The sequence below is a fragment of the Elioraea rosea genome, from assembly GCF_007644105.1.
Lineage (GTDB): Bacteria > Pseudomonadota > Alphaproteobacteria > Acetobacterales > Acetobacteraceae > Elioraea_A > Elioraea_A rosea.
Map to the genome: position 1 here is coordinate 1 of NZ_VFAC01000012.1, position 25,297 is coordinate 25,297.

The following is a 25,297-nucleotide window of genomic DNA, read 5'->3' on the forward strand; positions in this document are numbered from 1 at the left end:
ACGATCTTCGTCACCACGCCGGCGCCGACGGTGCGTCCGCCCTCGCGGATGGCGAAGCGGAGCCCCTCGTCCATCGCGATCGGCGCGATCAGCGCAACCTCCATCCGAACGTTGTCACCAGGCATCACCATCTCGGTGCCCTCGGGCAACGTCACCACACCCGTCACGTCCGTCGTCCGGAAGTAGAACTGCGGACGGTAGTTCGTGAAGAACGGCGTATGACGACCGCCCTCCTCCTTCGTCAGGATGTAGGCCTCCGCCATGAACTTCGTGTGCGGCGTGATCGACCCAGGAGCCGCCAGAACCTGACCCCGCTCCACGTCCTCGCGCTTCGTGCCACGCAACAGCGCGCCGATGTTGTCGCCAGCCTCGCCGCTGTCCAGAAGCTTGCGGAACATCTCAACGCCCGTCACCGTCGTCTTCACCGTCGGCTTCAGGCCAACGATCTCGACCTCCTCGCCAACCTTGATGATCCCGCGCTCGACACGGCCCGTCACGACCGTGCCGCGGCCGGAAATCGAGAACACGTCCTCGATCGGCATCAGGAACGGACGGTCCTTCGGACGCTCAGGCTGCGGAATGTAGCGGTCAACCTCCTCCATCAGCTTCAGAACCGCCTGCTCGCCAAGCTCAGGCTCCCGGTCCTCCAGCGCGCACAGCGCAGAGCCCTTGATCACCGGGATGTCGTCGCCAGGGAACTGGTAGCTCTTCAGAAGCTCCCGAACCTCGAGCTCCACGAGCTCCAGAAGCTCGGGGTCGTCGACCATGTCCACCTTGTTCATGAACACCACCAGCGCAGGAACGCCGACCTGGCGGGCAAGCAGGATGTGCTCGCGCGTCTGCGGCATCGGGCCGTCCGCCGCCGACACCACCAGGATCGCCCCGTCCATCTGCGCCGCACCCGTGATCATGTTCTTCACGTAGTCGGCGTGGCCCGGGCAGTCGACATGCGCGTAGTGGCGGTTCTTCGTCTCGTACTCCACATGCGCCGTCGAGATCGTGATCCCGCGCGCACGCTCCTCAGGCGCCTTGTCGATCTGGTCATACGCCGTGAACGTCGCACCACCACTCTTCGCCAAAACCTTCGTAATCGCCGCAGTCAACGACGTCTTCCCATGGTCCACGTGACCAATCGTCCCGATGTTGCAGTGCGGCTTGTTCCGCTCAAACTTCGCCTTCGCCATGGTCTCTCTCCGTCGGGCGTCTGGTCAGCAGCGCCAGTTCAGGGGTTGGTTCGTCTTACCAGCGGTAATGCGAGAACGCGCGGTTGGCCTCGGCCATCCGGTGCGTGTCCTCACGCTTCTTCACGGCCGAGCCGCGGTTGTTCGCGGCATCGAGCAGCTCGTTGCTCAGCCGGTCGCGCATCGTGTGCTCGCCGCGCTTGCGCGAGGCGTCGATCAGCCACCGGATCGCCAGAGCCTGGCGTCGTTCGGCGCGCACCTCGACGGGCACCTGGTAGGTCGCGCCGCCAACGCGGCGGGAGCGCACCTCCACGGCCGGCTTCACGTTCTCCATCGCCTCGTGGAAGACGCGGAGAGGATCGGTGTTCGGCACGCGGCGCTTCACGACGTCGAGCGCGCCGTAGACGATCGCCTCGGCTGCGGACTTCTTGCCGTCGTACATCAGCGCATTCATGAACTTCGACAACACGAGGTCGCCGAACTTCGGATCGGGCAGGACTTCGCGCTTCTCTGCGCGGTGGCGGCGGGACATCTCTCAGCTCCTCCCGATCACTTCGGCCGCTTCGCGCCGTACAGCGACCGGCGCTGGCGACGCTTGGCGATGCCCTGCGTGTCGAGCACGCCGCGCAGGATGTGGTAGCGCACGCCCGGCAGGTCCTTCACGCGGCCGCCACGGATCATGACGACCGAGTGCTCCTGCAGGTTGTGGCCCTCACCGGGGATGTAGGACACCACCTCGTAGCCGTTGGTCAGGCGCACCTTGGCCACCTTGCGAAGAGCCGAGTTCGGCTTCTTCGGCGTGGTGGTGTAGACGCGCGTGCAGACGCCGCGCTTCTGCGGGCAGCCCTGCAGCGCGGGCACCTTGTTCCGCTTGCGCTTGTCGTGGCGCTCCTTGCGGATCAGCTGGCTGATCGTCGGCATCCAGACCCTCTTGCCTCGGCCGCCGGCCAACCCGGCCATGCGGCACTCGAACCCACGCAACGATGCGGGCCCCGGCACTGGCCGGCGCCCGCTGGCTCAACCCGTCCCCGACCTCGGCCACCCTGACGATCAGGAGCGGCGGCACCGGAGCCGAAGCATGTCCAAAACCTCTCACCCGAACCGTTGTGCGGCCGGGGTCAAGGGCGCGGAACCTACGAGGGGGTCACCCCCCTGTCAAGCATCGCCTCGCCCGCCGCGCCGGGCGAAACGGCGGGGCATGGCAGGACCACGCCTCCGGCATGGCCGTGCCAGCCCCGCAACGCCTCCTACTCGGCCGCGACCGAGCCGCTGTCGGGCAGCGCCGGCGTGCCGCCGGTGACCGCACGGCCGCGGTCCTTCTGCGCGGCAAGCGCCTTGAGCCGCATCATCACGTTGCCCGTTCCCGCCGGGATCAGGCGGCCGACGATGACGTTCTCCTTGAGACCGGAGAGTTCGTCCACCTTGCCCGCCGTCGCCGCCTCGGTCAGCACGCGCGTCGTCTCCTGGAACGAGGCCGCGGAGATGAAGCTGTGCGTCTGCAGCGACGCCTTGGTGATGCCTTGCAGCACCGGGAAGGCCGACGCCGGCCGCTCGTTCGCCTCGAGACGCTTCTGGTTCTCGATGTCGAAGTCCACCCGGTCGATCTGCTCGCCGACGAGGAAGGTCGTGTCGCCCGGGTCCTGGATCTCGACCTTCTGCAGCATCTGGCGAACGATCACCTCGATGTGCTTGTCGTTGATCTTAACGCCCTGCAGTCGATACACGTCCTGGATCTCGTTCACGAGATAGTCGGCCAGGGCCTCGACGCCGAGCACCTTCAGGATGTCGTGCGGCACGCGCGGGCCGTCGACCAGCGGGTCGCCGATCCGGACGTAGTCGCCCTCCTGGACGGAGACGTGCTTGCCCTTCGGAATGAGGTACTCGCGCTCCTCCGTCGTCTCGTCGTTCTTCACGACGACGCGGCGCTTGGCCTTGTAGTCCTTGCCGAACTCCACCCGCCCGTCGATCTCGCTGATGATCGCGTGGTCCTTCGGCCGGCGCGCCTCGAACAGTTCCGCCACGCGCGGCAGGCCGCCCGTGATGTCGCGCGTCTTCGAGCTCTCGCGCGGAATTCTCGCGAGCACGTCGCCGGCGTTCACGCGCGAGCCGTTGTCGACCGAGAGAACCGAATCCACCGAGAGGAAGTAGCGCGCCTCGGTGCCGTTCGGCAGCTTCACGAGTTCGCCCTTCTCGTCGCGCAGCACGATGCGCGGGCGAAGGTCAGCCCCCTTGGCCTGCTGCTTCCAGTCGACCACCACCTTGGAGGACAGGCCCGTCGCCTCGTCGATCCGCTCGACGACGGTCACGCCCTCGATGAGGTCGACATAGTCGACGATGCCGGACCGCTCGGTGATCACCGGCAGCGTGTACGGATCCCACTCCGCGAGCTTCTGGCCGCGGGCCACCTGTGCGCCCTCGTCGGCGAGCAGGCGCGCGCCGTAGGGGACGCGGTAGCGCGCACGTTCGCGACGCTGGTCGTCGAGCAGCAGGATCTCGCAGTTGCGGCTCATCACCACCGGCGTGCCCTGGGAGTTGAGCACGACGTTGCGGTTCTTCACCGTCACCACGCCGTCGGAGGCCGCTTCCACCTGGCTCTGCTCCGCGCCGCGCTGGGCGGCGCCGCCGATGTGGAAGGTGCGCATCGTCAGCTGCGTGCCCGGCTCGCCGATCGACTGCGCGGCGATCACGCCCACCGCCTCGCCGGTGTTGACCGGCGTGCCACGCGCGAGGTCACGCCCGTAGCACTTGGCGCAGATGCCGATCCGCGTCTCGCACGTCAGCACGGAGCGGATATAGACGCTGTCCACCCCCGCCTGCTCGATCGCGTCGGCCTCCTGCTCGCCGATCAGCGCGTTGCGCGGAACGATGACCTCGCCCGTGATCGGGTTCGGCACATCCTTCGCGACGGTGCGGCCGAGGATGCGCTCCGAAAGCGAGGAGACGACCTCGCCGCCGTCGAGCACCGCACGCACGGTGATGCCCTTCTCGGTGCCGCAATCGTCCTCGATGACGATGCAGTCCTGCGCGACGTCGACGAGGCGGCGCGTGAGGTAGCCCGAGTTGGCGGTCTTTAGCGCGGTGTCGGCCAGGCCCTTGCGGGCGCCGTGCGTCGAGTTGAAGTACTCGAGCACGGTGAGGCCTTCCTTGAAGTTCGAGATGATCGGCGTCTCGATGATCTCGCCCGATGGCTTGGCCATCAGGCCACGCATGCCGGCAAGCTGGCGCATCTGGGCCGGCGAGCCGCGGGCGCCGGAGTGGCTCATCATCCACACGCTGTTGGTGGGGCGCCCCACCTCCTGGCGGCGGATCTCCTTCATCATCGCCTCGGCAACGTCCTCGGCGCAGCGCGTCCAGGCGTCGACCACCTTGTTGTAGCGCTCGCCGAAGGTGATCAGGCCTTCCTGGTACTGGTTCTCGAACTCCTTCACCTCGGCCGCGGTCTTGGCGATCAGTGCCTGCTTCTCGGCCGGGATGATCAGGTCGTCCTTGCCGAAGCTGATGCCGGCCTTGGCCGCGTTGCGGAAGCCCAAGCCCATCAGCCGGTCGGCGAAGATCACGCTCTCCTTCTGGCCGCAATGGCGGTAGACGGCGTCGATCACGTCGGAGATCGAGCGCTTGGTGAGCTGCCGGTTCACCAGGTCGTACTGCAGGTTCGGATGCTTTGGCAGGATCGCGCCGATCATCATCCGCCCCGGCGTCGTCACGACGCGCGCAATGTACGTGCTGCCGTCCTTGTCGACCGTCTCGCGGCGGGTGCGGATCTTGGAGTGGATCCCGATCGCCTTCGCCTCGAGCGCCTGCTCGATCTCGCCCATGCCGGTGAAGGCGGGTGCCTGGTCGTCCGCGATCGACTTGAACTCGGGCGTCTCGAGCGAGAGGTAGTAGAGGCCGAGTACGATGTCCTGGCTCGGCACGATGATCGGCTTGCCGTTGGCGGGGCTGAGGATGTTGTTCGTGCTCATCATGAGCACGCGCGCCTCGAGCTGCGCCTCGAGCGACAGCGGCACGTGCACGGCCATCTGGTCGCCGTCAAAGTCGGCGTTGAAGGCGGTGCAGACGAGCGGGTGAAGCTGGATCGCCTTGCCCTCGATCAGCACCGGCTCGAAGGCCTGGATGCCGAGGCGGTGCAGCGTCGGCGCCCGGTTCAGCATCACCGGGTGCTCGCGGATGACCTCCTCGAGGATGTCCCACACCTCGGGACGCTCCTTCTCTACCATCCGCTTCGCGGCCTTGATGGTGGTGGCGAGGTTGTACTTCTCGAGCTTCGAGTAGATGAACGGCTTGAACAGCTCGAGCGCCATCTTCTTCGGCAGGCCGCACTGGTGCAGCTTCAGCTCCGGCCCGACCACGATCACCGAACGGCCGGAATAGTCGACGCGCTTGCCGAGCAGGTTCTGGCGGAAGCGGCCCTGCTTGCCCTTCAGCATGTCGGACAGCGACTTCAGCGGCCGCTTGTTCGCACCCGTGATGGCGCGGCCACGGCGGCCGTTGTCGAATAGGGCGTCGACGCTCTCCTGCAGCATGCGCTTCTCGTTACGCACGATGATGTCGGGCGCGCGCAGCTCGATCAGCCGCTTGAGGCGGTTGTTGCGGTTGATGACGCGGCGGTAGAGGTCGTTCAGGTCGGAGGTCGCGAAGCGGCCGCCGTCGAGCGGAACGAGCGGGCGAAGCTCGGGCGGGATCACCGGCACGACGTCGAGGATCATCCACTCGGGCCGCGTGCCGCTCTCGAGGAACGACTCGAGGAGCTTCAGGCGCTTGACGAGCTTCTTTCGCTTGGCCTCGGACGTCGTCTCCTTCAGCTCGACGCGCAGCTTGGTCTTCTCCGCATCGAGGTCGAGGCCGGAGAGAATCTGCTTCAGCGCCTCTGCGCCGATGCCGACGGAGAATGCATCGTCGCCGAACTCGTCGACCTTCGCCTGGTACTGGTCCTCCGAGACGAGCTGGTACAGCTTGAGGTCGGTCAGCCCCGGCTCGAGCACGACGTAGCTCTCGAAGTAGAGGACCTTCTCGAGATCCTTCAGCGTCATGTCGATCATCAGGCCGATGCGCGAGGGCAACGACTTCATGAACCAGATATGCGCCACCGGCGAGGCGAGCTCGATATGGCCCATGCGCTCGCGGCGCACCTTCGCGAGCGTGACCTCAACGCCGCACTTCTCGCAGATGATGCCGCGGAACTTCATCCGCTTGTACTTGCCGCACAGGCACTCGTAGTCCTTGATCGGACCGAAGATGCGCGCGCAGAACAGCCCGTCACGCTCGGGCTTGAACGTGCGGTAGTTGATCGTCTCGGGCTTCTTGATCTCGCCGTACGACCAGGAGCGGATCTGCTCCGGACTCGCGATCGAGATCCTGATCTGGTCGAAGGTGAGCGCGCCAGGCTGCGTGCCCAGGATCTTCATCAGCTCGTTCATCGTCGTCCTCGCCTTTGCCGGAGAGCGGGCGCGGTCAGCGTCGCCGCGCCCGCCTCCGAAGGGATTCCCGTATCGCTGCTCAGCTGCCGCGGTTCTCGAGCTCGACGTTCAGGCCGAGCGACTTCAGCTCCTTGACCAGAACGTTGAAGCTCTCGGGGATGCCGGCCTCGAAATTGTCCTGGTCGCGCACGATGGCCTCGTAGACCTTCGTGCGGCCCGACACGTCGTCCGACTTCACCGTCAGCATCTCCTGCAGCGTGTAAGCGGCGCCGTAGGCCTCGAGCGCCCAGACCTCCATCTCGCCGAAGCGCTGGCCGCCGAACTGCGCCTTGCCGCCGAGCGGCTGCTGGGTGACGAGGCTGTACGGCCCGATCGAGCGCGCGTGGATCTTGTCGTCCACCAGGTGGTGCAGCTTCAGCATGTAGATGTAGCCAACCGTCACCTTCCGCTCGAACGGCTCCCCCGTGCGGCCATCGACCAGCGTGACTTGGCCCGACCGCTCGAGGCCCGCCTTCTCGAGCATGCCCTCGATGTCGTCCATCCGCGCGCCGTCGAACACGGGCGTCGCGATGGGGACGCCGGGGCGGAGATTGTCGGCAAGCTCGCCGAGCTCGCCGCGGTCCATCTCCTCGATCATGTCCTTGTAGACATCATCGCCGTAGACGTCCTTGAGCTTCTCCTTCAGAGGCCCGAACTGCCCGGTCTGGCGCGCCGCGTCGAGCACCTCGCCGATCTGCCGGCCGAGGCCAGCGCAGGCCCAGCCGAGATGCGTCTCGAGGATCTGGCCCACGTTCATGCGCGAGGGCACGCCGAGCGGGTTCAGCACGATGTCGACGGCCTCGCCCGTCTCGAGGAACGGCATATCCTCGACGGGGATGACACGGCTGACTACGCCCTTGTTGCCGTGGCGGCCGGCCATCTTGTCACCCGGCTGAAGCTTGCGCTTCACCGCGACGAAGACCTTGACCATCTTCATCACGCCCGGCGGAAGCTCGTCGCCCCGTTGCAGCTTCTCGACCTTCGAGACGAAGCGCGCCTCGAGCTTGCGCACCGCCTCGTCGAACTCGCGCTTGAGCTGCTCGATCTCGGCCATGGCGGCATCCTCTGCCACCACGATGTTCCGCCAGGCGCCGCGCGGGATCTCTGCGAGCACCGCCTCGTTGATCTCGGTGCCGGCCTTGATGCCCTTGTTGCCGGCGCCCGCCTTCTTGCCGAGCAGGCGCTCGCGCACCCGGCCGAGGAACGACCGCTCCTGGATCGCCTTCTCGTCGTCACGGTCCTTGGCGAGACGCTCGATCTCGGCCCGCTCGATCGCGAGCGCGCGCTCGTCCTTGTCCACGCCGCGGCGGGAGAACACGCGCACGTCGACGATCGTTCCCGCAACGCCAGGCGGCAGGCGCAGCGAGGTGTCGCGCACGTCGGAAGCCTTCTCGCCGAAGATGGCGCGGAGCAGCTTCTCCTCTGGCGTCATCGGGCTCTCGCCCTTTGGCGTCACCTTGCCGACGAGGATGTCGCCCGGGTTCACCTCTGCCCCGACATAGACGATGCCCGCCTCGTCGAGGTTCTTCAGGGCCTCCTCGCCGACATTGGGGATGTCCCGGGTGATCTCCTCCTGCCCGAGCTTGGTGTCGCGGGCCATCACCTCGAACTCCTCGATGTGGATCGAGGTGAACACGTCGTCGCGCACGATGCGCTCGGAGATGAGGATGGAGTCCTCGAAGTTGTAGCCGTTCCAGGGCATGAACGCGACGAGCACGTTGCGGCCGAGCGCGAGCTCGCCGAGCTGCGTCGAGGGCCCGTCGGCGATGATGTCGCCGGGCTGCACCGCATCCCCCACCTTCACGAGCGGGCGCTGGTTGATGCAGGTGTTCTGGTTCGAGCGCTGGAACTTGCGCAGGCGGTAGATGTCGACGCCCTCGGTCGAGCCGTCCTCGCGCGTCGCGCGCACGACGATGCGCGCGCCGTCGATCTGGTCGACCACGCCAGGGCGGCGGGCGATGATCGAGGCACCGCTGTCGCGCGCCACCGGCAGCTCCATCCCGGTGCCGACGAGCGGGGCCTCGGCCTGGATCAGCGGCACCGCCTGGCGCTGCATGTTCGAGCCCATCAGCGCGCGGTTCGCGTCGTCGTTCTCGAGGAACGGGATGAGCGCGGCAGCGACCGAGACGAGCTGCTTCGGCGAGACGTCGATCGCCGTCACCTGCTCGGCGGGCACGAGCGCGTAGTCGCCGTTCTTGCGCACCGAGACGAGGTCGTCGGTCAGCGCGCCGTCATCGGCCATGGTCGCGTTCGCCTGCGCGACGACGAGACGCTCCTCCTCCATCGCGGAGAGGTAGCGCGGGCTGCCTGCGACCTTGCCGTCCTTCACCATGCGGTACGGCGTCTCGATGAAGCCGTACTTGTTCACCTGGGCATAGGTGGCGAGCGAGTTGATCAGGCCGATGTTCGGGCCTTCCGGCGTCTCGATCGGGCAGATGCGCCCGTAATGCGTCGGGTGCACGTCGCGCACCTCGAAGCCGGCGCGCTCACGCGTGAGACCACCCGGGCCGAGGGCCGAGAGGCGGCGCTTGTGCGTGACCTCCGAGAGCGGGTTGGTCTGGTCCATGAACTGGCTGAGCTGCGAGGAGCCGAAGAACTCGCGCACCGCAGCCGCCGCAGGCTTGGCGTTGATCAGGTCGTGCGGCATCACCGTGTCGATGTCGACCGAGCTCATCCGCTCGCGGATCGCGCGTTCCATCCGCAGCAGGCCGACGCGGTACTGGTTCTCCATCAGCTCGCCGACGGAACGGACGCGGCGGTTGCCGAGATTGTCGATGTCGTCGATCTGGCCGCGGCCGTCCTTCAGCTCGTGCAGCGTCTTGAGCACGGCGAGGATGTCCGCCTTGCGCAGCGTGCGCAGCGTGTCGGGCGCGTCCTCCGCCGAGAAGCCGAGGCGCATGTTCATCTTCACGCGGCCCACGGCCGAGAGGTCATAGCGCTCGGGATCGAAGAACAGGCCCTTGAACAGCGCCTCTGCCGTCTCCGGCGTGGGCGGCTCGCCCGGGCGCATGACGCGGTAGATGTCGAGCAGCGCCTCGTCGCGGTTCGTGTTGCGGTCGACGGAGAGCGTGTTGCGAAGCCACGGGCCGGTGTTCTGGTCGATCGCGAGGGTCGCGAGCGTCTCGGCGCCGGCTTCCTCGACGGCGAGAAGCTTCGGCTCGGTGATCTCCTCGCCGGCCTCGAGATAGATCTCGCCCGTCTCGACGTTCACCATGTCCTCGGCTGCGAAGCGGCCGATGATGTCGGCACGGCCGACCAGCACCTCGGTCGTGCCCGCCTCGGCGATCTTACGCGCCGCGCGCGGCGTGAGCTTGGCGCCGGCTTCGGCGACGACCTGGCCGCTCGCCGCGTCGATCAGCGCGTCGAACAGCTTCAGCCCCTTGAACTGCTCGGGGTCGAACGGGCGCGACCAGCCCTTCGGCCCGCGGGTGAACGCCACGCGGCCGTAGAAGATCGCCAGGATCTCCTCGGCGTCCATGCCGCGGATCTCGCCCGGCTCCACCTGCTCGCCGCGTCCCTCGCGGTCGAGGCGAAGCGCCTCGCTCGCCGCGCTCTCGAGCGCGTAGAGCAGCGTCGTCACCGGCAGCTTGCGGCGGCGGTCGATGCGCACGTAGAGCAGGTCCTTGGCATCGAACTCGAAATCGAGCCAGGAGCCGCGATAGGGGATGACGCGCGCGGCGAAGAGGTACTTGCCCGAGGAATGCGTCTTGCCCTTGTCGTGGTCGAAGAACACGCCGGGCGAACGATGCATCTGCGAGACGATCACGCGCTCGGTGCCATTGATGATGAAGGTGCCGTTGTCGGTCATGAGCGGCATGTCGCCCATGTAGACATCCTGCTCCTTGATATCGCGGATCGAGCGGGCGCCGGTGTCCTCGTCGACGTCCCAGACGATCAGGCGCAGGCGCACCTTCAGCGGCGCGGCAAAGGTCAGCCCGCGCTGGATGCACTCCTCGACGTCGTACTTCGGCTCCTCGAGCTCGTACTGCACGAACTCGAGCCGGCCGCGGCCGGCGAAATCGTCGATCGGGAAGACGCCCTTGAACACCTCCTGCAAGCCGGTGTGCGTGCGCGCATCGACCGAGGTGTGCATCTGCAGGAAGGCCTCGTACGAGGCGCGCTGCACCTCGATGAGGTTCGGCATCGGCGCGACCTCGGGAATGCGCCCGAAGCTCTTCCGGATACGCTTGCGGCCTGTGAACGAGCCCGTCATCGCAACCCCCGCGTCAGCCATGCATCTTCGAAAACCCGGTCCCTTCCCGGCCCGCACGCGCGCGGCCGGTTGCGCCAATGGCAATCCCCGGGCGGAGGAGGGTCGCCCCCGCCCGGGTGCCAGGCGCGGCCGCAGCCGCGCCGATCGTCAGGTCTGTCGAAATCACTTGATCTCGACGGTCGCACCCTGCTCCTCGAGCACCTTCTTGATCTTCTCGGCCTCGTCCTTGTTCACGCCGGCCTTCACTTCCTTCGGCGCGCCCTCGACGAGGTCCTTGGCCTCCTTCAGGCCGAGACCCGTGATCGTGCGGATCTCCTTGATCACGTTGATCTTCTTTTCGCCCGACTTGGCGAGGATCACGGTGAACTCGGTCTGCGCCTCGGCGGCCGGAGCGGCGGCACCGCCACCGGCAGCGGGAGCGGCGGCAGCAACCGCCACCGGCGCTGCGGCGGAGACGCCCCACTTCTCCTCGAGCATCTTCGAGAGCTCGGCGGCCTCGATAACGGTCAGGTTCGACAGCTCGTCGACGAGCTTCGCGAGATCAGCCATTGGTCATCATCCTTCGTATCTCGGCGCCGGGCTGTGCCCCGTACGCCATTCGGTTCCTGCTTCTGCTGGCGGAGGCGACCATCGCCCCGCGCCGGGTGCGCCTTCTCAGGCTGCCTCGTCCTTCTTGGCGTAGGCCGAGAGCACCCGCGCCACCTGCCCCGCCGGGGCCTGCAGCACGCCCGCCACACGCGTCGCCGGGCTGACCAGGAGGCCGAGCAGCTTCGCCCGCAGCGCCTCGATCGACGGCAGCTCGGCAAGTGCCTTGATGCCATCGGCGTTCAGCGTCTGCGCGCCAAGCGCGCCGCCCACGATCTCCAGCTTCTCGTTGGTCTTGGCGAACTCGACGGCGGTCTTCGCCGCGGCAACGGGATCCTTGGCCCAGGCAAGGGCGGTCGGACCCTGGAGCAGCGGAGAGATGCCATCGAACCGGGTGCCCTGAAGGGCGAGACGGGCAAGGCGGTTCTTGGCCACCTTGTAGGTCACCCCCGCATCCCTCATCCGCCGGCGCAGCTCCGACACCTCCGCCACCGTCAGCCCCGCGTTGCGGGTGACGACGACGATCGACGTCTCGGCGAACACCGAGGCGAGAGAGGCAACGGCTTCCCTCTTCTCGATACGGTCCACGTCCCGTCTCCATCGCTGCGGCCGCCGGAGGACCCCACGATGGGGCACCCCACACGGCCGCGTTCCCATGGACCACGACCCCGACTGGACTGGCCCAGCCGGGTTCCTGGCCCGGTTCGCCTGTCCAGACGCAGAAGACCAGGAACCGGCACGCACCACTCTGTCCGCCCCGAAAGGCGGAGAGCGGCGCCGGATCCCGTTCTCCCTGTCTACCGCGTGCGGGGAAGCCCCCTTCAACCCGGCCCTCTCGCGAAGGCGCGGGACATGCGGTCTCGGACAGGTGCGGGTGACAGCCACACTTCGCCGCCACCCTGCCTTCGCCGCGCCCGCCCGAAGGCGGAGCACGGCAAACCAGCAGCAAGCCGGGCGCCTAGCCCGGCCTGCCGAAACCCTTGCCTCAGCCCGTCAGCGAGGCGACGTCCACCTTCACGCCGGGGCCCATCGTCGAGGAGAGCGACACCTTCTTCACGTAGGTGCCCTTCGCCCCGGTGGGCTTCGCGCGCTGGATGGCCTCGATGAAGGCGCGGGCGTTCTCGAGGATCTTGTCCTCCGGGAACGAGGCCTTGCCAATGCCGGCATGGACGATGCCCGCCTTCTCCGCGCGGAACTCGACCTGGCCGGCCTTGGCGGCCTGCACGGCGCCCTTCACGTCCATCGTGACGGTGCCGAGCTTCGGGTTCGGCATTAGGCCGCGCGGCCCGAGAACCTTACCGAGCCGGCCGACGAGCGCCATCATGTCCGGCGTCGCGATGCAGCGGTCGAAATCCATCGTGCCGCCCTGGACGACCTCGGCGAGATCCTCCGCGCCCACGATGTCGGCCCCGGCCGCCTTCGCCTCGTCAGCCTTCGCGCCCTTGGCGAACACGGCGACGCGCAGCGTCTTGCCCGTGCCGTTCGGCAGGCTCAGCATGCCGCGCACCGCTTGGTCGGCGTGGCGGGGGTCGATGCCGAGGTTCATCGAGATCTCGATCGTCTCGTCGAACTTCGCCTTCGCCCCGGCCTTGGCGAGCTTCACCGCCTCGGCGAGCGGATAGGCGCGGCCGGTGTCGACGCCGCTGCGCAGCGCCTGGAGACGCTTGCCGCCAACCTTGCGAGCTTCGGTTGCCTGCGCCATCGCTCAGCCCTCCACCACGTCGAGGCCCATCGAGCGGGCCGAGCCTGCGAGCATGCGCATCGCGGCCTCCTCGTCGTAGCAATTCATGTCCTTCATCTTGACCTTGGCGATCTCGCGCAGCTGCTCCTGTGTCACGCGCCCGACCTTCGCCCCCTTGCCCGTCGTCTGGCTGCCCTTGTCCAGCTTGGCGGCCTTCAGCAAAAAGTAGGTGTTCGGCGGCGTCTTGGTGACAAAGGTGAAGCTTCGGTCGGCATAGGCGGTGATCACCACCGGCGTCGGCGTGCCGGGCTCCATGCCCTGGGTCGCGGCATTGAACTCCTTGCAGAACTGCATGATGTTCAGGCCGCGCTGGCCGAGCGCAGGGCCGACCGGCGGCGACGGGTTGGCTTTCCCGGCCGGGATCTGCAACTTGATGTAGCCGACGATCTTCTTCGCCATAGGCGTTCAACCCCTGGTTTCAGGGGGCCGCGGTGCTGACGGGATGCGCGAACGCATCCCTCCCGCGTCCCGTGTATGTCTGCGAGGAGCGGGGATATAGAGCCGCGCCGGGGGCGTGTCCAGCCACAAAACGCAGGGGAGACCTGCGCCGGGGCCGTCGGGTGCGTGGATCAGGCGGTCGCCGCCCCGGTGCCGGTGACCTCGATCAGAGAGATCTCGGGCGGCACGCCGAAGCGCACAGGCAGGACCGAGAAGCCGAGCCCGCCGGAGACGACGAGGTGGCGACCCCGATCCGTCACATGGCCATGCGCGTAGCGACCGGCCTCGGGCAGGTGCGCAACCGGCCCGCCGAGGACGGGAATCCGAACCTGGCCGCCATGGGTGTGGCCGGAGATGGTCAGGCCCACCCGGCACGGCACCCGGCGAAACAGCTCCGGCTCGTGCGCCATCAGGATCACGGGCGCATCGTCCGTCACCGCCCGGAGCGTGCGGGGGAGGTCATCGGCGCCGGCATAGCGGCCACCGCCGAGGGGGCGGGCCATCGCGCTGTCGGTTCCGGCGAGCCAGAAGCGCTGGCCGCCATGGTGAAGCGGCTCTGCCTCGTTCTGGTAGACGCGCACGCCTGCCCAGCGCAGCGCGGCCCGAATGGGGCCAGGACCGCCTGCCTCCCACCAGTCATGGTTGCCGAGCACGGCGTGGGCGCCGAGCGGCGCGCGAAGTCGGGCGAGCTCTGCGGCCCAGACCTCAGGCCTGCCCTCCTCGGGGCGGATCCGCCGAAGGCCCGGGGCGAAATCGCCCGGCAGCACGATCAGGTCAGGGGCGAGGGCATTGGTGCGCGCGACGATCTCGGCCACGCGCTCGGGCGGCATGAACGGCTCGCAGGCGTGCAGGTCGGCAAGCACGGCGATGCGAAGCGGCGCGCCCTGCCAGCCAACCATCGGCACGCGATAGGGGACGACGGCGAGACGGAACGCCGGCTCGATGCCGAATGCCTTCGACGCGCCAGCGAAGAGCGAGACGCCGACGGCAGCGAGGCCCCGCATCAGCTTCCGCCGCGTCGGCATCCTGACGGCCGGAGCGCCCGGCCTGGCCCTGCGCACGCGGCGTGCGGCGCGGATCCCCTGTGTTCTCAGCGTCGTCACACCTTTTCCACCTGGCCGTATTCCAGCTCCACCGGCGTCGCGCGGCCGAAGATCGACACGGAAACCTTGACCCTTCCCTTCTCCTCGTCGACTTCCTCGACGACGCCGTTGAAGCTCGTGAACGGCCCGTCGGCGACGCGCACCTGCTCGCCGACCTCGAACGTGATAGATGGGCGCGGCTTTTCCACGCCTTCCTGCACCGCCTTCACGATGCGGTCAGCTTCTGCATCCGTGATCGGCGAGGGGCGGCCCTTGCCGCCGAGGAAGTTCGTGACCTTCGGCGTGTTCTTGACGAGGTGCCAGGTGTCGTCGGTCATCTCCATCCGCACCAGCACGTAGCCGGGGAAGAACTTCCGCTCTCCCGCCACCTTCTGGCCGCGGCGAACCTCGACGACCTCCTCCATTGGCACGAGCACGTCCTCGAACTTCTCGCCGAGGCCCTTCTGCTCCGCCTGCTTCTTGATGTCCTGCGCGACCTTCTTCTCGAAGCCCGAGTAGACATGGATGACGTACCAGCGCTTGCGGCCGGCCGAAGACGGCGGCGCGACGGGGCGAACCGCGGGGAGACCCTGATCGGTACTCGTGTTCATGGGCTTGCCCTCCTCAGGCGCCGAAGCCGAACAGCGTCCGGACGCCGAATCCGATGACCTGGTCGACCAGGAAGAAGAAGATCGCCGCAGCGATCGAAAGCGCAAACACCAGGCCGGTGGTGATCAGCGTCTCCTTGCGCGAGGGCCATGTGACCTTCGCCAACTCCTGCCGCACCTGGCGCACGAACAGTGCGGGATCGGGTCGAGCCATCGTCTGCCTTCTCGTCAAACGGCCGGGAACGCCATTGGTTTACCGACGCCACTGGCCTTGCCCGGGCCGCAACCGCGCAGCGCCCGGAACAGCCCGGCGCGCGCACCGAACCCGGCCTGGCAGGGGTGGAGGGTCTCGAACCCCCAACCTCCGGTTTTGGAGACCGGCGCTCTAGCCAATTGAGCTACACCCCTAGCCGGATCGCCGCGCACCTCCCCTGCCGGATGGTCGGGAAGGCGCGTCGCTGACCGGGAAGGCGCGTTCCATATACCAGCGCGCGCCCGCCGTCAGCCCTGAATTTGACAGGACTGACCCCTGCCCGGACCGCATCCGGGCATGAAAAACCCCCGCCTCTGCGGGGCGGGGGTCTTCCGGTTCCCGGAACGGGCTCAGCGTCCTATTGGACGATCTTCGTCACCACGCCGGCGCCGACGGTGCGTCCGCCCTCGCGGATGGCGAAGCGGAGCCCCTCGTCCATCGCGATCGGCGCGATCAGCGCAACCTCCATCCGAACGTTGTCACCAGGCATCACCATCTCGGTGCCCTCGGGCAACGTCACCACACCCGTCACGTCCGTCGTCCGGAAGTAGAACTGCGGACGGTAGTTCGTGAAGAACGGCGTATGACGACCGCCCTCCTCCTTCGTCAGGATGTAGGCCTCCGCCATGAACTTCGTGTGCGGCGTGATCGACCCAGGAGCCGCCAGAACCTGACCCCGCTCCACGTCCTCGCGCTTCGTGCCACGCAACAGCGCGCCGATGTTGTCGCCAGCCTCGCCGCTGTCCAGAAGCTTGCGGAACATCTCAACGCCCGTCACCGTCGTCTTCACCGTCGGCTTCAGGCCAACGATCTCGACCTCCTCGCCAACCTTGATGATCCCGCGCTCGACACGGCCCGTCACGACCGTGCCGCGGCCGGAAATCGAGAACACGTCCTCGATCGGCATCAGGAACGGACGGTCCTTCGGACGCTCAGGCTGCGGAATGTAGCGGTCAACCTCCTCCATCAGCTTCAGAACCGCCTGCTCGCCAAGCTCAGGCTCCCGGTCCTCCAGCGCGCACAGCGCAGAGCCCTTGATCACCGGGATGTCGTCGCCAGGGAACTGGTAGCTCTTCAGAAGCTCCCGAACCTCGAGCTCCACGAGCTCCAGAAGCTCGGGGTCGTCGACCATGTCCACCTTGTTCATGAACACCACCAGCGCAGGAACGCCGACCTGGCGGGCAAGCAGGATGTGCTCGCGCGTCTGCGGCATCGGGCCGTCCGCCGCCGACACCACCAGGATCGCCCCGTCCATCTGCGCCGCACCCGTGATCATGTTCTTCACGTAGTCGGCGTGGCCCGGGCAGTCGACATGCGCGTAGTGGCGGTTCTTCGTCTCGTACTCCACATGCGCCGTCGAGATCGTGATCCCGCGCGCACGCTCCTCAGGCGCCTTGTCGATCTGGTCATACGCCGTGAACGTCGCACCACCACTCTTCGCCAGAACCTTCGTAATCGCCGCAGTCAACGACGTCTTCCCATGGTCCACGTGACCAATCGTCCCGATGTTGCAGTGCGGCTTGTTCCGCTCAAACTTCGCCTTCGCCATGGGTGTTGCCTGCCGTGTTCGGTGTTGACGTTCGGGGTGGAGAGGAAGACTCGGGCGCTCAGACTGGAGCGGGTGACGGGAATCGAACCCGCACAACCAGCTTGGAAGGCTGGGGCTCTACCATTGAGCTACACCCGCACCGTTGAGCGACAACGCGTCCAGAATGAAGTCCGGTCTTGCCGTCCAGAAGCGGGGTGGTGGAGGGGGTTGGATTTGAACCAACGTAGGCGTGCGCCAACGGATTTACAGTCCGTCCCCTTTAGCCACTCGGGCACCCCTCCGAGGCCCCGCTGCCTGCAGCGGCAGGGCGGCGGAATGGGGCATTTCCGCCGCGCTGTCAACGCGCCTCTCGCCTTGGCTGCCGCCACTTTCGCGATGCCCCCGCCTCGGCCCATTGTGGGGCAATGAGGCAGGGCAAGGACCATCGCCGCCACGGCGGCAGGCGCGCACACGACCGGACGCATGACCGCGGCGCCGATGCAGCAGGCGCGGCGTACTGGCTGCATGGGCTGCACGCCGTCGCCGCAGCGCTCGCCAATCCTGCCCGCAGGGCGAGGCGGCTTCTCGCGACGGCGGAGGCCCTTCCCGCCCTGGCCACCACGGTGGTGGACCCCTGGACGATCCAGCCGGAGCGGGTCGAGGCGCAGGCGATCGCGGCCCTGCTTCCTCCCGGCGCGGTGCACCAGGGCCTGGCGCTGCTCGCCGACCCGCTGGAGCCGCCGCCGCTCGCAGAGATCGTCGAGGCGACCGACGGCCCTGTCCTCGTGCTCGACCAGGTGACGGACCCGCGCAATGTCGGCGCCATCCTGCGCTCGGCCGCAGCCTTCGGCGCCGCCGCGGTGGTGGTGCAGGACAGGCACGCCCCGGGCGAAGGCGGGGCGATGGCCCGCGCGGCAGCAGGCGCGCTCGAACGCGTGCCGCTGGTGCGCGAGGTGAACATCGCCCGCACGCTCGAGGCGCTGAAGAAGGCGGGGCTCTGGGTCGTCGGGCTCGACGGCGAGGCGCAGACGACGCTCGCCGGCGCGGGCCTCGGCGACCGTCGCCTCGCGCTCGTTCTCGGCGCGGAGGACGAGGGAATGCGGCGACTGACCCGGGAGGCGTGCGACACGCTCGTGCGCCTGCCGCAGACGGGCGCAGTGGAGAGCTTGAATGTCTCTGTCGCCGCCGCCGTCGCGCTCTACTCCGTCATGGCCGAGCGGCTCGAATAACGGGAGGAACGACGATGATCGATCCGCACACGGCGGCAGCCGCGTTGCAGGAGGCTCGCCGCGCGCGGCGCACGCTCGCCCCTCTCGGCGCGATCGCGCCGACGACGGAGGAGGAGGGTTACGCCGCGCAGGCCGCGCTCGCCAAGGCGGAAGGATCTGTGCCGCCGGCCGGCTTCAAAGTCGGCGCGACGGCCAGGGCGATGCAGGATTATCTCGGCGTCGGCGCCCCCGCGGCCGGCTTCATGGCGCGCGAGAACCTCCATCCGTCCGGCTTCGCGACACGGTTCGGCGACTGGGTGGCCCCTGGCACGGAATGCGAGATCGCGCTTCGCCTCGGCGCAGACCTTCCCTTCACCGGCTCCCCCCCCTCGCGGGAGGAGGCCGCGCGCGCCGTCGCCGCCGTCCTACCTGCGATCGAGATCGTCGAGCAGCGCTACGCCGACATGCGCGCGGTCGGCACCCCGACGCTGATCGCCGACCAGTTCTTCCACGGCGGCGCCGTGCTCGGCCCCGAAACGCGCTTCTCTCCGGAGGCGCTTGCGGCCGGTGCGCTGCGCGAGCTCGCCGGCGCGATGCGGATCGACGGCAGGCTGTTCGGCGAGGGCAAGGGAGCCGACCTGCTCGGAGACCCGCTTGAGGTGCTTCGCTTCCTCGCCGCGAGCGGCGCCGCGAAGGCATTCGGCGGGCTCCGCGCCGGCCAGGTGGTGATGTGCGGCTCCGTTACGCCGCCGGCCTGGCTCGAGGGGCCGGCGGAGGTCGAGGTCGTCTTCGCTACGCTCGGTGCCGTGACGGTGCGCTTCGCATGACCACCGCGCATCGTGGCGAGCCTTATCCGACGGCAGAGGAAGCGGTCGCCCAGGCAGAGGCAGCGCCGAACACGCCGCAGACGGCAGACCCCGCCTTCCGCCTCGCCTTCGCCGACACCGAGTTCCTCCGGCGCGAGGAGATGCGGGCCGTCCGCCTCGCGCTGGAGATTTCCAAGCCCGAGATCCTGCAGGACGAGGCCGGCATCGGCTCGACGGTGGCTCTGTTCGGCTCCTCCCGCGTCGCCTCGCCGGAGATGGCCGAGCGCGTCGCCGCCTCTCCCGAACACGCCGCCCGCGCGGCGCGGCAGGTGCGCTGGTACGAGGAGGCACGCCGCTTCGCGCGGCTGATGACGGAGGGAAGCCAGCGCGAAGGCCGGTGCGACTTCGCGATCGTCACAGGCGGCGGGCCGGGTATCATGGAGGCGGGCAACCGTGGCGCGGCCGAGGCGGCGGGGCCCTCGATCGGGCTTTCGATCGTGCTGCCGAACGAGCAGGCGCCGAACCGGTGGATCACCCCGTCCCTCTCGTTCCAGTTCCACTATTTCGGCATCAGGAAGATGCAGTTCCTGATGCGCGCCCGCGCCTGCGCCTTCTTCCCCGGCGGGTTCGGAACGCTCGACGAGCTCTTCGAAACGCTGACGCTCGTGCAGACCGGCAAGATCAAGCGCATGCCGCTGCTGCTGTTCTTCCGGGAATGGTGGGAGAAGCTTGTGCGGTGGGACATGCTCGTCGAGGACGGAATGATCTCGCCAGGCGATGTCGAGCTCATCACCTGGGTCGAGACCGCCGAGGAAGGGGCGGAGGCGATCCGGCGCTTCTATCGGACAGACACCACCTGATAAGCCTTCTGCTGCTGCGGCCGTAGTGAAGGCTCGAGCCGTCTCTCGCCCCTCAGCGTCCGATCAGGCGCCGCGCCTCGGCCTCGACGGCTGCGATCTCGAGCAGGAACACCTCGCGGCGGGGGCGGCGCGCCTCAGAGCGGGCGCCCTCGGGCAGGCCGGCAGGGCCGGCGACGGAGGCGGGCCCAGCGTCGCGCACGGCGGTCGTGATGCCGACGACGCGCCCCTCGGCGTCGAGCACCGGGCCGCCGGAGAAGCCGAGCGCCGCATCCATGCGCGCCACCATGCCCGGGCCGAAGGCGGGAATGTGCATGCCGAGGCGGGTCAACCAGCCATCGGCCGAGACCGGCCCCTGCGCGTTCGACCCGGCCGCCCAGACCGGCATGCCCTCGCGCAGCCCGGCGCTGATCCGCTCTGCCGGGCGGAGGAAGCCCTTCGGCGCGACAACGACGGCGAGGTCCATCCGCTCGCTACGGGCGAGCACGCGCACGGCGGCGCGCTCGCCGTCCTGGCGGACGAGCACGGCCTCGTCGACCGCGGTGCCGCCTGCCTTGAGGACATGCGCGTTGGTGAGGACGTGGGTGTCATCGAAGGCGACGGCGGAGCCGATGGTGCGGGGAAGCCCGTTGCCGCCGACGTGCACGGCGGCATAGGAGGCGGCGACGGCGCCCTTGACCTTCTGCGTGGCCTGCGTGTCCTGGCCAGACGCCAGGACCAGCATCCCTGCCAGCGCGACGGTGATCATGTTCCTGAGACGAATCATGATATTTCGCTTCCACGTCTCGACAACCGACGAGGAAGGTTAAGGCGGGGTAGTTGAAAGTTCGGTTAATGTCCCGGCAGTTTCTGCCGCGCGGCAAACCATGCCGGGGCATGTTTGCCCCTCGCCACGCTCCGACCGTCGTGTATATTCGGTTCGTCGCAGGAATGGAGAGCGGGGATGGCGGAACTTGATGTGGGGGCGCTGCGGCGCATCGCGGCCGAGGTAGAGGCGCGCAAGGCGGCCGAGGAGCAGCGGCACCAGGAGGCGGAGGCGGCCAAGCGCAAGGCGCTGCTCGACGAGCTCGCCACGCCGCTTCCGGTGAACGAGGAGACGATCTCCCGCGGTCTGCAGCGCGTCACCGCCATGGTGCAGGCCGCTGCGGAACGAGGCCGAACGGAGGTTCTCGTGTTCCGCTTTCCGAACGTGCTGACGACCGACAAGGGCCGCGCCATCAACCACGGAGAACCCAGCTGGCCGAACACGCTCACGGGCCGGCCCTTGCAGCTCTACCGGTTCTGGGAGACGCATCTCGCGCCGAAGGACCTGAAGCTCAGGGCCAGCATCGTCGACTTCCCCGGCGGGATGCCGGGCGATGTCGGCTTCTTCCTGTCCTGGGGCGAGTGAAGCGGCGAGCCGCCCCTGGAGCACGGTCCGAACGATTGGACGCCATCGAACCGAAGGTCGTGCACCAAACCACAAACGAGTAGGGCAGCTCAGCCAGACCTGATGGAACCAGGATCGGTTCCACCAGGTCGGGCGCTGCTCTAGCGCCGGGCGCGCAGCGCCTCGAGCAACGCCCGCTCTGCTTCCGAGGCCTCGCGACGCGGCATCGCCCGCGTCCAGAGCTGCGGCGCAAGCCACAACAGGCTCGTGAGATCATTGTCGAGCGCCTGCAGCACGACGATGTCTGCCCGCGCCTCGCCCCAGCGCTCTTCGTAGAGCGCACGCTCCTCGCGGATGCCGTATCCGCCGACGCCGGCGTTGACGACGAGTCTCCCCGGCAGGAGCCCGGCAAGCCGTGTGGGGTAGGCATCCTCGACAGGCAACGGGGTGCCGAAGGTGAAGGAATCGCCGAGCAGCAGAACCACCTGCCCCGGCGGCGAGAGCGGCACGTCGCTGTCCATCCTGAGGCCCTGGGCGTTCGTGCGCAGAACGAAAGGCGCGAGCGGCTGGGTGCGCAGGATCTCGTTCATGCCCGGCGGGAAGTCCCCGAGCAGCGGGTTCCTCCCCGTCACCACGGGCGTCGGGGCGCGATGGGAGCGAAGCGCATCGAGCGCCGGTGCGAGCGCGTCGGCCATGATCCTGTGACCGAGCCTGCTCGGGTGGCTGTCCCACGGCAGGAGGAACGCGACGTCTGGCGGCAGCTCGCCGAGGCGGGAGGCAGCGACGAAGGGAACCTGGTGCTTCTCAGCCATCGCGCGGAAGAACCGTTCGCCCTCTCCCCGGCTTGCCTGATCGGACGGGACGTAGAACAGCACGAGCCGGGCCCCGCGGCGGCGGACGGTGTCGTGCAGCGCCTGGAACTCGGCGTCGTAGCGGCGCTGCAGCTCCGCGAAGACGGCAGCGCCCTCGGGGCTGAACACCGCGCGCTCATAGTCCGCGACGGTCACGGGGCCGAGCTCGCGTGCAAGCGCGCGGTCGCGCCACGCGCGCCCGGCACGGTCGATCGCCCGTTCTGCCATCCAGACGAGCGCGCTTCCCCCCTCGGGAGACCGCTGGAAGTGAATCCATCCGGCGCCGAGTTCGGCTGCAAGGAGCGCAAGGACGAGAAGCGCCGCCCCGAGGCCGACCCGGGAGGCGCGGCGCGGCGCCGTCACCGCCCGGCGGTCGCGACGACCAGGCCTTCGCCGCGTCCGGTCACGAGCCGGCGTACGAGGGCGAGGAGAGGCTTCTCGACGAGGCGCGAGATCACGATCCCTCCGATGATGCCGGCAGCAACGAGAACGACATACTGGGCCTCTGCCGGCACCACGCCCCTGAGCCCGAGCGCGCGAATGACCTGCGACGCCATGCCGATTGCCACCAGGTGGAACAGGTAGATCGCATAGGACGCATCACCGAGCCCGACAAGCACTGACGGCACCCGAAGCCGCCCCTGCGCCTCGCTTCCGACGATGCCGACCAGCGCGACCATCGCCGACAGGCCATAGACGACCCGGGCGGGCCAGGCGGCATAGCCGTCCATCACGTCGAGGTTCTGCAGCGTGCCAGCGACCAGGAAGGCGGAGACGCCCGCGAGAAGCAGAACTTGAGGCCGGGGCACGGCGGCCCGGCGGACGAACCAGGCGGCAGCCATCCCCATGAAGAACTGGATGCAGTAGGAGGAGGCAAGCGAGTCGAGCGGCTCCCCGCCCCAGTCCCGCTCGCCGAAGAGCGACGAGGCCGCGAGACAGGCCCAGGCCAGAAGAAGCGCTGCGCCGATCGTTCGGTTCAGGATCAGCACGAGGAAGACGGCGTAGAACAGCATCTCGAGATGCAGCGTCCACGCGACGCCGACGATGGCGCCGTCAATCGGGACGAGAGAGGCGTTAAGCAGCAGTAGGCCGGGGGAGGGCACGTCGCGCGTCGGGGAGAGCGCGAGGATGGCCGTCTCCGTCGCGAGCGCGACCCAGTAGAGCGGCAGGATCCGCGTCAACCGACGCTGCAGGTAGCGCCCGGCATGCGCCGGCTTGCCGATATCGCGCTCATGCACGAAGACGATGATGAAACCGCTGAGAACGAAGAAGAAATCGACACCGACATGGCCGAATGCAGAGAAGTTTCCGAATGGAAGCGCACCCGAATACTGCGCTACATGGCGTGCCGCATGATATAGGACGACAAGGACTGCCGCGAGCCCGCGCGCGGCTTCGATGCCCTCAATCTTGGGCTGATGCAACGCAGATGATCGCATGATCCCCCCAAATCGATCAGGCGTATGACTATGATTGTATTCGTCAACGCTATTCCCCTGTTGGTCGAATATCACAGCAGACCGAAGTGTAATAGAACTTGTTGCACAACTGTTGCGAGTGGCGTCGCGTCCTGACGTGTTTGTTGGCCTCGTTGCTCAACACCGCCCTTGCGGCCCCTTCGCTGCGTCTGCGAAGCTCTGCCGATCACAAGGGGATGAAGTGGCCGGGGACGTCGTTCTCGAGACGGAGGGGCTTACAAAGGAGTTCCGCGGCTTCGTCGCGGTGAACGACGTGTCGCTGCGCGTCCATCGCGGTGCGATCCATGCGCTGATCGGCCCCAACGGAGCGGGCAAGACGACCTGCTTCAACCTGCTCACGAAATTCCTCGAGCCAACGCGCGGCACGATCACCTGGCAGGGGCGCGACATCACCCGCGCCAAGCCGGCGGAGGTCGCGCGCATGGGCCTCGTGCGCTCGTTCCAGATCTCCGCCGTCTTCCCGCACCTCACCGTGCTCGAGAACGTGCGCGTGGCGCTGCAGCGGGCGCGCGGCAGCTCCTACGATTTCTGGCGCTCCGAGCGGGTCCTGTCCCGCTTCGACGATCGGGCGCGCGAGTTGCTCGCCGATGTCCACCTCTCCGAGTACGAGGCCGTGCCGGCGGGGCTGCTGCCCTATGGCCGCAAGCGCGCGCTCGAGATCGCCACGACGCTGGCGCTCGAGCCGGAGATGCTCCTGCTCGACGAGCCGACGGCGGGGATGACGCATGAGGATGTCGAGCATGTCGTGGCGCTGATCCGGCGGATCCGCGCCGGGCGCACTATCCTGATGGTAGAGCACAATCTCTCTGTCGTCTCGGGCCTCTCGGACACGATCACGGTCCTGACGCGCGGCCATGTGCTGGCGGAGGGAGACTACGCAACCGTCTCGGCCAACCCTGAGGTCCGCGCGGCCTATCTCGGCAGCGAGGAGGCCGCCTGATGCTCGAGGTGCGCGACCTCGAGGGCTGGTACGGGGAAAGCCACGTCCTGCACGGCGTCTCGTTGGACGTCGCCGAGGGTGAGGTCGTCACCCTGCTCGGCCGCAACGGCGCGGGCAAGACCTCGACGATCAAGGCGATCATGGGCGTGCTGCCGAAACGCAAGGGCAGCATCCGCTACCTCGGCACCGAGACGGCGGCGCTGAGCCCTGACCGCATCGCCCGGCTCGGCATCGCCTGGTGCCCGGAGGAGCGCGGCATCTTCGCCTCGCTGAGCGTGCGCGAGAACCTCACCCTGCCACCGGTCATCGCCGAGGGCGGCGTCGGGCTCGAGGAGATCTACACGCTCTTTCCGAACCTGAAGGAACGGCTCGGCAGCCAGGGGACGAAGCTTTCCGGCGGCGAGCAGCAGATGCTGGCGATCGCGCGGATCATGCGCACGGGTGCGAGGCTGCTCTTGCTCGACGAGCCGACGGAGGGCCTCGCCCCCGTCATCATCCAGCAGATCGGCCGCACCATCCGCGCGCTGAAGGAGCGCGGCCTCACCGTGCTTCTCGTCGAGCAGAATTTCCGCTTCGCGCGCACGGTGGCCGACCGGCACTATGTGATGGAGCACGGGCGCATGGTCGACATGATCGGCAACGATGCGCTGGATGCGAACATGGAGAAGCTGCACGGCTATCTCGGCGTCTGATGCGGCTCGCC

The 25,297-nt window shown here is 68.0% G+C and carries 22 protein-coding genes and 3 tRNA genes; 6 read left to right on the top strand and 19 right to left on the bottom strand.

What is annotated here, in order from left to right; translation table 11 throughout:
* From tuf (FIF60_RS09635) to FIF60_RS09710, 16 genes are all read right to left on the bottom strand, one after another.
* Positions 1-1,184: elongation factor Tu (tuf, locus tag FIF60_RS09635; RefSeq protein ID WP_144185865.1), on the bottom strand; the 1,184-nt coding region annotated here is incomplete at its 3' end.
* A gap of 55 nt (positions 1,185-1,239) precedes the next feature.
* Complete coding sequence (gene rpsG / locus FIF60_RS09640) at positions 1,240-1,713, bottom strand: 30S ribosomal protein S7 (RefSeq protein ID WP_144185866.1); 474 nt, start codon at positions 1,711-1,713, stop codon at positions 1,240-1,242.
* 17 nt (positions 1,714-1,730) lie between these two features.
* Positions 1,731-2,102, bottom strand: a complete 372-nt coding sequence (rpsL, locus tag FIF60_RS09645; protein WP_144185867.1) for a 30S ribosomal protein S12 — start codon at positions 2,100-2,102, stop codon at positions 1,731-1,733.
* Between the two features lie 326 nt (positions 2,103-2,428).
* Complete coding sequence (rpoC, locus tag FIF60_RS09650) at positions 2,429-6,598, bottom strand: DNA-directed RNA polymerase subunit beta' (RefSeq protein WP_144185868.1); 4,170 nt, start codon at positions 6,596-6,598, stop codon at positions 2,429-2,431.
* Positions 6,599-6,677: 79 nt separating this feature from the next.
* Positions 6,678-10,871 carry a DNA-directed RNA polymerase subunit beta gene (gene rpoB, locus FIF60_RS09655; RefSeq protein ID WP_144185869.1) on the bottom strand — a complete coding sequence of 1,398 codons (4,194 nt, stop codon included), beginning with the start codon at positions 10,869-10,871 and terminating at the stop codon, positions 6,678-6,680.
* Between the two features lie 141 nt (positions 10,872-11,012).
* Positions 11,013-11,399: a 50S ribosomal protein L7/L12 gene (gene rplL, locus FIF60_RS09660; protein WP_144185870.1), complete on the bottom strand. Its 387-nt coding sequence runs from the start codon at positions 11,397-11,399 to the stop codon at positions 11,013-11,015.
* Positions 11,400-11,504: 105 nt separating this feature from the next.
* Entirely contained in the window at positions 11,505-12,023 is a 519-nt protein-coding gene (gene rplJ, locus FIF60_RS09665; RefSeq protein ID WP_239451576.1) for a 50S ribosomal protein L10, read from the bottom strand.
* A 397-nt stretch (positions 12,024-12,420) separates the two neighbouring features.
* Positions 12,421-13,137, bottom strand: a complete 717-nt coding sequence (gene rplA / locus FIF60_RS09670; RefSeq protein ID WP_144185872.1) for a 50S ribosomal protein L1 — start codon at positions 13,135-13,137, stop codon at positions 12,421-12,423.
* Between the two features lie 3 nt (positions 13,138-13,140).
* Complete coding sequence (rplK, locus tag FIF60_RS09675; RefSeq protein WP_144185873.1) at positions 13,141-13,575, bottom strand: 50S ribosomal protein L11; 435 nt, start codon at positions 13,573-13,575, stop codon at positions 13,141-13,143.
* A 170-nt stretch (positions 13,576-13,745) separates the two neighbouring features.
* On the bottom strand, positions 13,746-14,717 hold the full coding sequence (locus FIF60_RS09680; protein WP_204251156.1) for a metallophosphoesterase: 972 nt from the start codon (positions 14,715-14,717) through the stop codon (positions 13,746-13,748).
* Positions 14,714-15,307 (bottom strand): transcription termination/antitermination protein NusG, encoded by a 594-nt coding sequence (gene nusG / locus FIF60_RS09685; protein WP_144185874.1) that lies wholly within the window; start codon positions 15,305-15,307, stop codon positions 14,714-14,716. The genes FIF60_RS09680 and nusG overlap by 4 nt, the downstream gene beginning before the upstream one ends.
* Positions 15,308-15,320: 13 nt before the next feature.
* Positions 15,321-15,518: a preprotein translocase subunit SecE gene (gene secE, locus FIF60_RS09690; RefSeq protein ID WP_144185875.1), complete on the bottom strand. Its 198-nt coding sequence runs from the start codon at positions 15,516-15,518 to the stop codon at positions 15,321-15,323.
* Positions 15,519-15,635: 117 nt separating this feature from the next.
* Positions 15,636-15,712 (bottom strand) — tRNA-Trp (locus FIF60_RS09695).
* 203 nt (positions 15,713-15,915) lie between these two features.
* Entirely contained in the window at positions 15,916-17,106 is a 1,191-nt protein-coding gene (tuf, locus tag FIF60_RS09700; protein ID WP_144185876.1) for an elongation factor Tu, read from the bottom strand.
* 64 nt (positions 17,107-17,170) lie between these two features.
* Positions 17,171-17,244, bottom strand: a tRNA-Gly gene (locus FIF60_RS09705).
* Positions 17,245-17,301: 57 nt separating this feature from the next.
* Positions 17,302-17,387: transfer RNA gene (locus FIF60_RS09710), tRNA-Tyr, on the bottom strand.
* A gap of 123 nt (positions 17,388-17,510) precedes the next feature.
* Between FIF60_RS09710 and rlmB the strand changes: the two genes are divergently transcribed.
* From rlmB to FIF60_RS09725, 3 genes are read left to right on the top strand one after another with little or no spacing between them, the layout of a single operon-like run.
* Positions 17,511-18,314, top strand: a complete 804-nt coding sequence (gene rlmB, locus FIF60_RS09715; RefSeq protein ID WP_144185877.1) for a 23S rRNA (guanosine(2251)-2'-O)-methyltransferase RlmB — start codon at positions 17,511-17,513, stop codon at positions 18,312-18,314.
* 14 nt (positions 18,315-18,328) lie between these two features.
* Positions 18,329-19,120, top strand: a complete 792-nt coding sequence (locus FIF60_RS09720; RefSeq protein ID WP_144185878.1) for a 2-keto-4-pentenoate hydratase — start codon at positions 18,329-18,331, stop codon at positions 19,118-19,120.
* A complete protein-coding gene (locus FIF60_RS09725; RefSeq protein WP_144185879.1) occupies positions 19,117-19,959 on the top strand; it encodes an LOG family protein in 843 nt (280 codons plus the stop codon). Before FIF60_RS09720 ends, FIF60_RS09725 begins: the two co-directional genes overlap by 4 nt.
* Positions 19,960-20,011: 52 nt before the next feature.
* On the opposite strand, the gene FIF60_RS09730 is transcribed toward FIF60_RS09725, so the two are convergent.
* The gene (locus FIF60_RS09730) at positions 20,012-20,722 is read right to left on the bottom strand and encodes a S1 family peptidase (RefSeq protein ID WP_144185880.1); all 711 of its coding nucleotides are present in this window, start codon (positions 20,720-20,722) and stop codon (positions 20,012-20,014) included.
* A 177-nt stretch (positions 20,723-20,899) separates the two neighbouring features.
* On the opposite strand from FIF60_RS09730, the gene FIF60_RS09735 reads away from it, so the two are divergent.
* A complete protein-coding gene (locus FIF60_RS09735) occupies positions 20,900-21,346 on the top strand; it encodes a hypothetical protein (RefSeq protein ID WP_144185881.1) in 447 nt (148 codons plus the stop codon).
* Between the two features lie 140 nt (positions 21,347-21,486).
* Here the strand turns inward: FIF60_RS09735 and FIF60_RS09740 are convergent, their stop codons facing one another.
* Both FIF60_RS09740 and FIF60_RS09745 read right to left on the bottom strand, forming a co-directional pair.
* Positions 21,487-22,539, bottom strand: a complete 1,053-nt coding sequence (locus FIF60_RS09740; RefSeq protein WP_144185882.1) for an SGNH/GDSL hydrolase family protein — start codon at positions 22,537-22,539, stop codon at positions 21,487-21,489.
* On the bottom strand, positions 22,536-23,600 hold the full coding sequence (locus FIF60_RS09745; protein WP_158639149.1) for an acyltransferase family protein: 1,065 nt from the start codon (positions 23,598-23,600) through the stop codon (positions 22,536-22,538). The genes FIF60_RS09740 and FIF60_RS09745 overlap by 4 nt, the downstream gene beginning before the upstream one ends.
* A gap of 235 nt (positions 23,601-23,835) precedes the next feature.
* On the opposite strand from FIF60_RS09745, the gene FIF60_RS09750 reads away from it, so the two are divergent.
* Together FIF60_RS09750 and FIF60_RS09755 are read left to right on the top strand one after the other, a co-directional pair.
* Positions 23,836-24,594 carry an ABC transporter ATP-binding protein gene (locus FIF60_RS09750; protein ID WP_144185884.1) on the top strand — a complete coding sequence of 253 codons (759 nt, stop codon included), beginning with the start codon at positions 23,836-23,838 and terminating at the stop codon, positions 24,592-24,594.
* Entirely contained in the window at positions 24,594-25,286 is a 693-nt protein-coding gene (locus FIF60_RS09755; RefSeq protein WP_144185885.1) for an ABC transporter ATP-binding protein, read from the top strand. The genes FIF60_RS09750 and FIF60_RS09755 overlap by 1 nt, the downstream gene beginning before the upstream one ends.
* The last annotated feature ends 11 nt before the right edge of the window (positions 25,287-25,297 follow it).

Bases quoted from the DNA above. Each gene is read 5' to 3' on its own strand.
- FIF60_RS09755 (WP_144185885.1), top strand. From the start codon at position 24,594: ATGCTCGAGGTGCGCGACCTCGAGGGCTGGTACGGGGAAAGCCACGTC.
- secE (WP_144185875.1), bottom strand. From the start codon at position 15,518: ATGGCTCGACCCGATCCCGCACTGTTCGTGCGCCAGGTGCGGCAGGAG.
- rplL (WP_144185870.1), bottom strand. From the start codon at position 11,399: ATGGCTGATCTCGCGAAGCTCGTCGACGAGCTGTCGAACCTGACCGTT.
- rlmB (WP_144185877.1), top strand. From the start codon at position 17,511: ATGAGGCAGGGCAAGGACCATCGCCGCCACGGCGGCAGGCGCGCACAC.
- FIF60_RS09730 (WP_144185880.1), bottom strand. From the start codon at position 20,722: ATGATTCGTCTCAGGAACATGATCACCGTCGCGCTGGCAGGGATGCTG.
- rpsL (WP_144185867.1), bottom strand. From the start codon at position 2,102: ATGCCGACGATCAGCCAGCTGATCCGCAAGGAGCGCCACGACAAGCGC.
- FIF60_RS09725 (WP_144185879.1), top strand. From the start codon at position 19,117: ATGACCACCGCGCATCGTGGCGAGCCTTATCCGACGGCAGAGGAAGCG.
- FIF60_RS09735 (WP_144185881.1), top strand. From the start codon at position 20,900: ATGGCGGAACTTGATGTGGGGGCGCTGCGGCGCATCGCGGCCGAGGTA.
- FIF60_RS09720 (WP_144185878.1), top strand. From the start codon at position 18,329: ATGATCGATCCGCACACGGCGGCAGCCGCGTTGCAGGAGGCTCGCCGC.
- rplA (WP_144185872.1), bottom strand. From the start codon at position 13,137: ATGGCGCAGGCAACCGAAGCTCGCAAGGTTGGCGGCAAGCGTCTCCAG.
- rpoB (WP_144185869.1), bottom strand. From the start codon at position 10,871: ATGGCTGACGCGGGGGTTGCGATGACGGGCTCGTTCACAGGCCGCAAG.
- rpsG (WP_144185866.1), bottom strand. From the start codon at position 1,713: ATGTCCCGCCGCCACCGCGCAGAGAAGCGCGAAGTCCTGCCCGATCCG.
- rpoC (WP_144185868.1), bottom strand. From the start codon at position 6,598: ATGAACGAGCTGATGAAGATCCTGGGCACGCAGCCTGGCGCGCTCACC.
- nusG (WP_144185874.1), bottom strand. From the start codon at position 15,307: ATGAACACGAGTACCGATCAGGGTCTCCCCGCGGTTCGCCCCGTCGCG.
- rplK (WP_144185873.1), bottom strand. From the start codon at position 13,575: ATGGCGAAGAAGATCGTCGGCTACATCAAGTTGCAGATCCCGGCCGGG.
- tuf (WP_144185876.1), bottom strand. From the start codon at position 17,106: ATGGCGAAGGCGAAGTTTGAGCGGAACAAGCCGCACTGCAACATCGGG.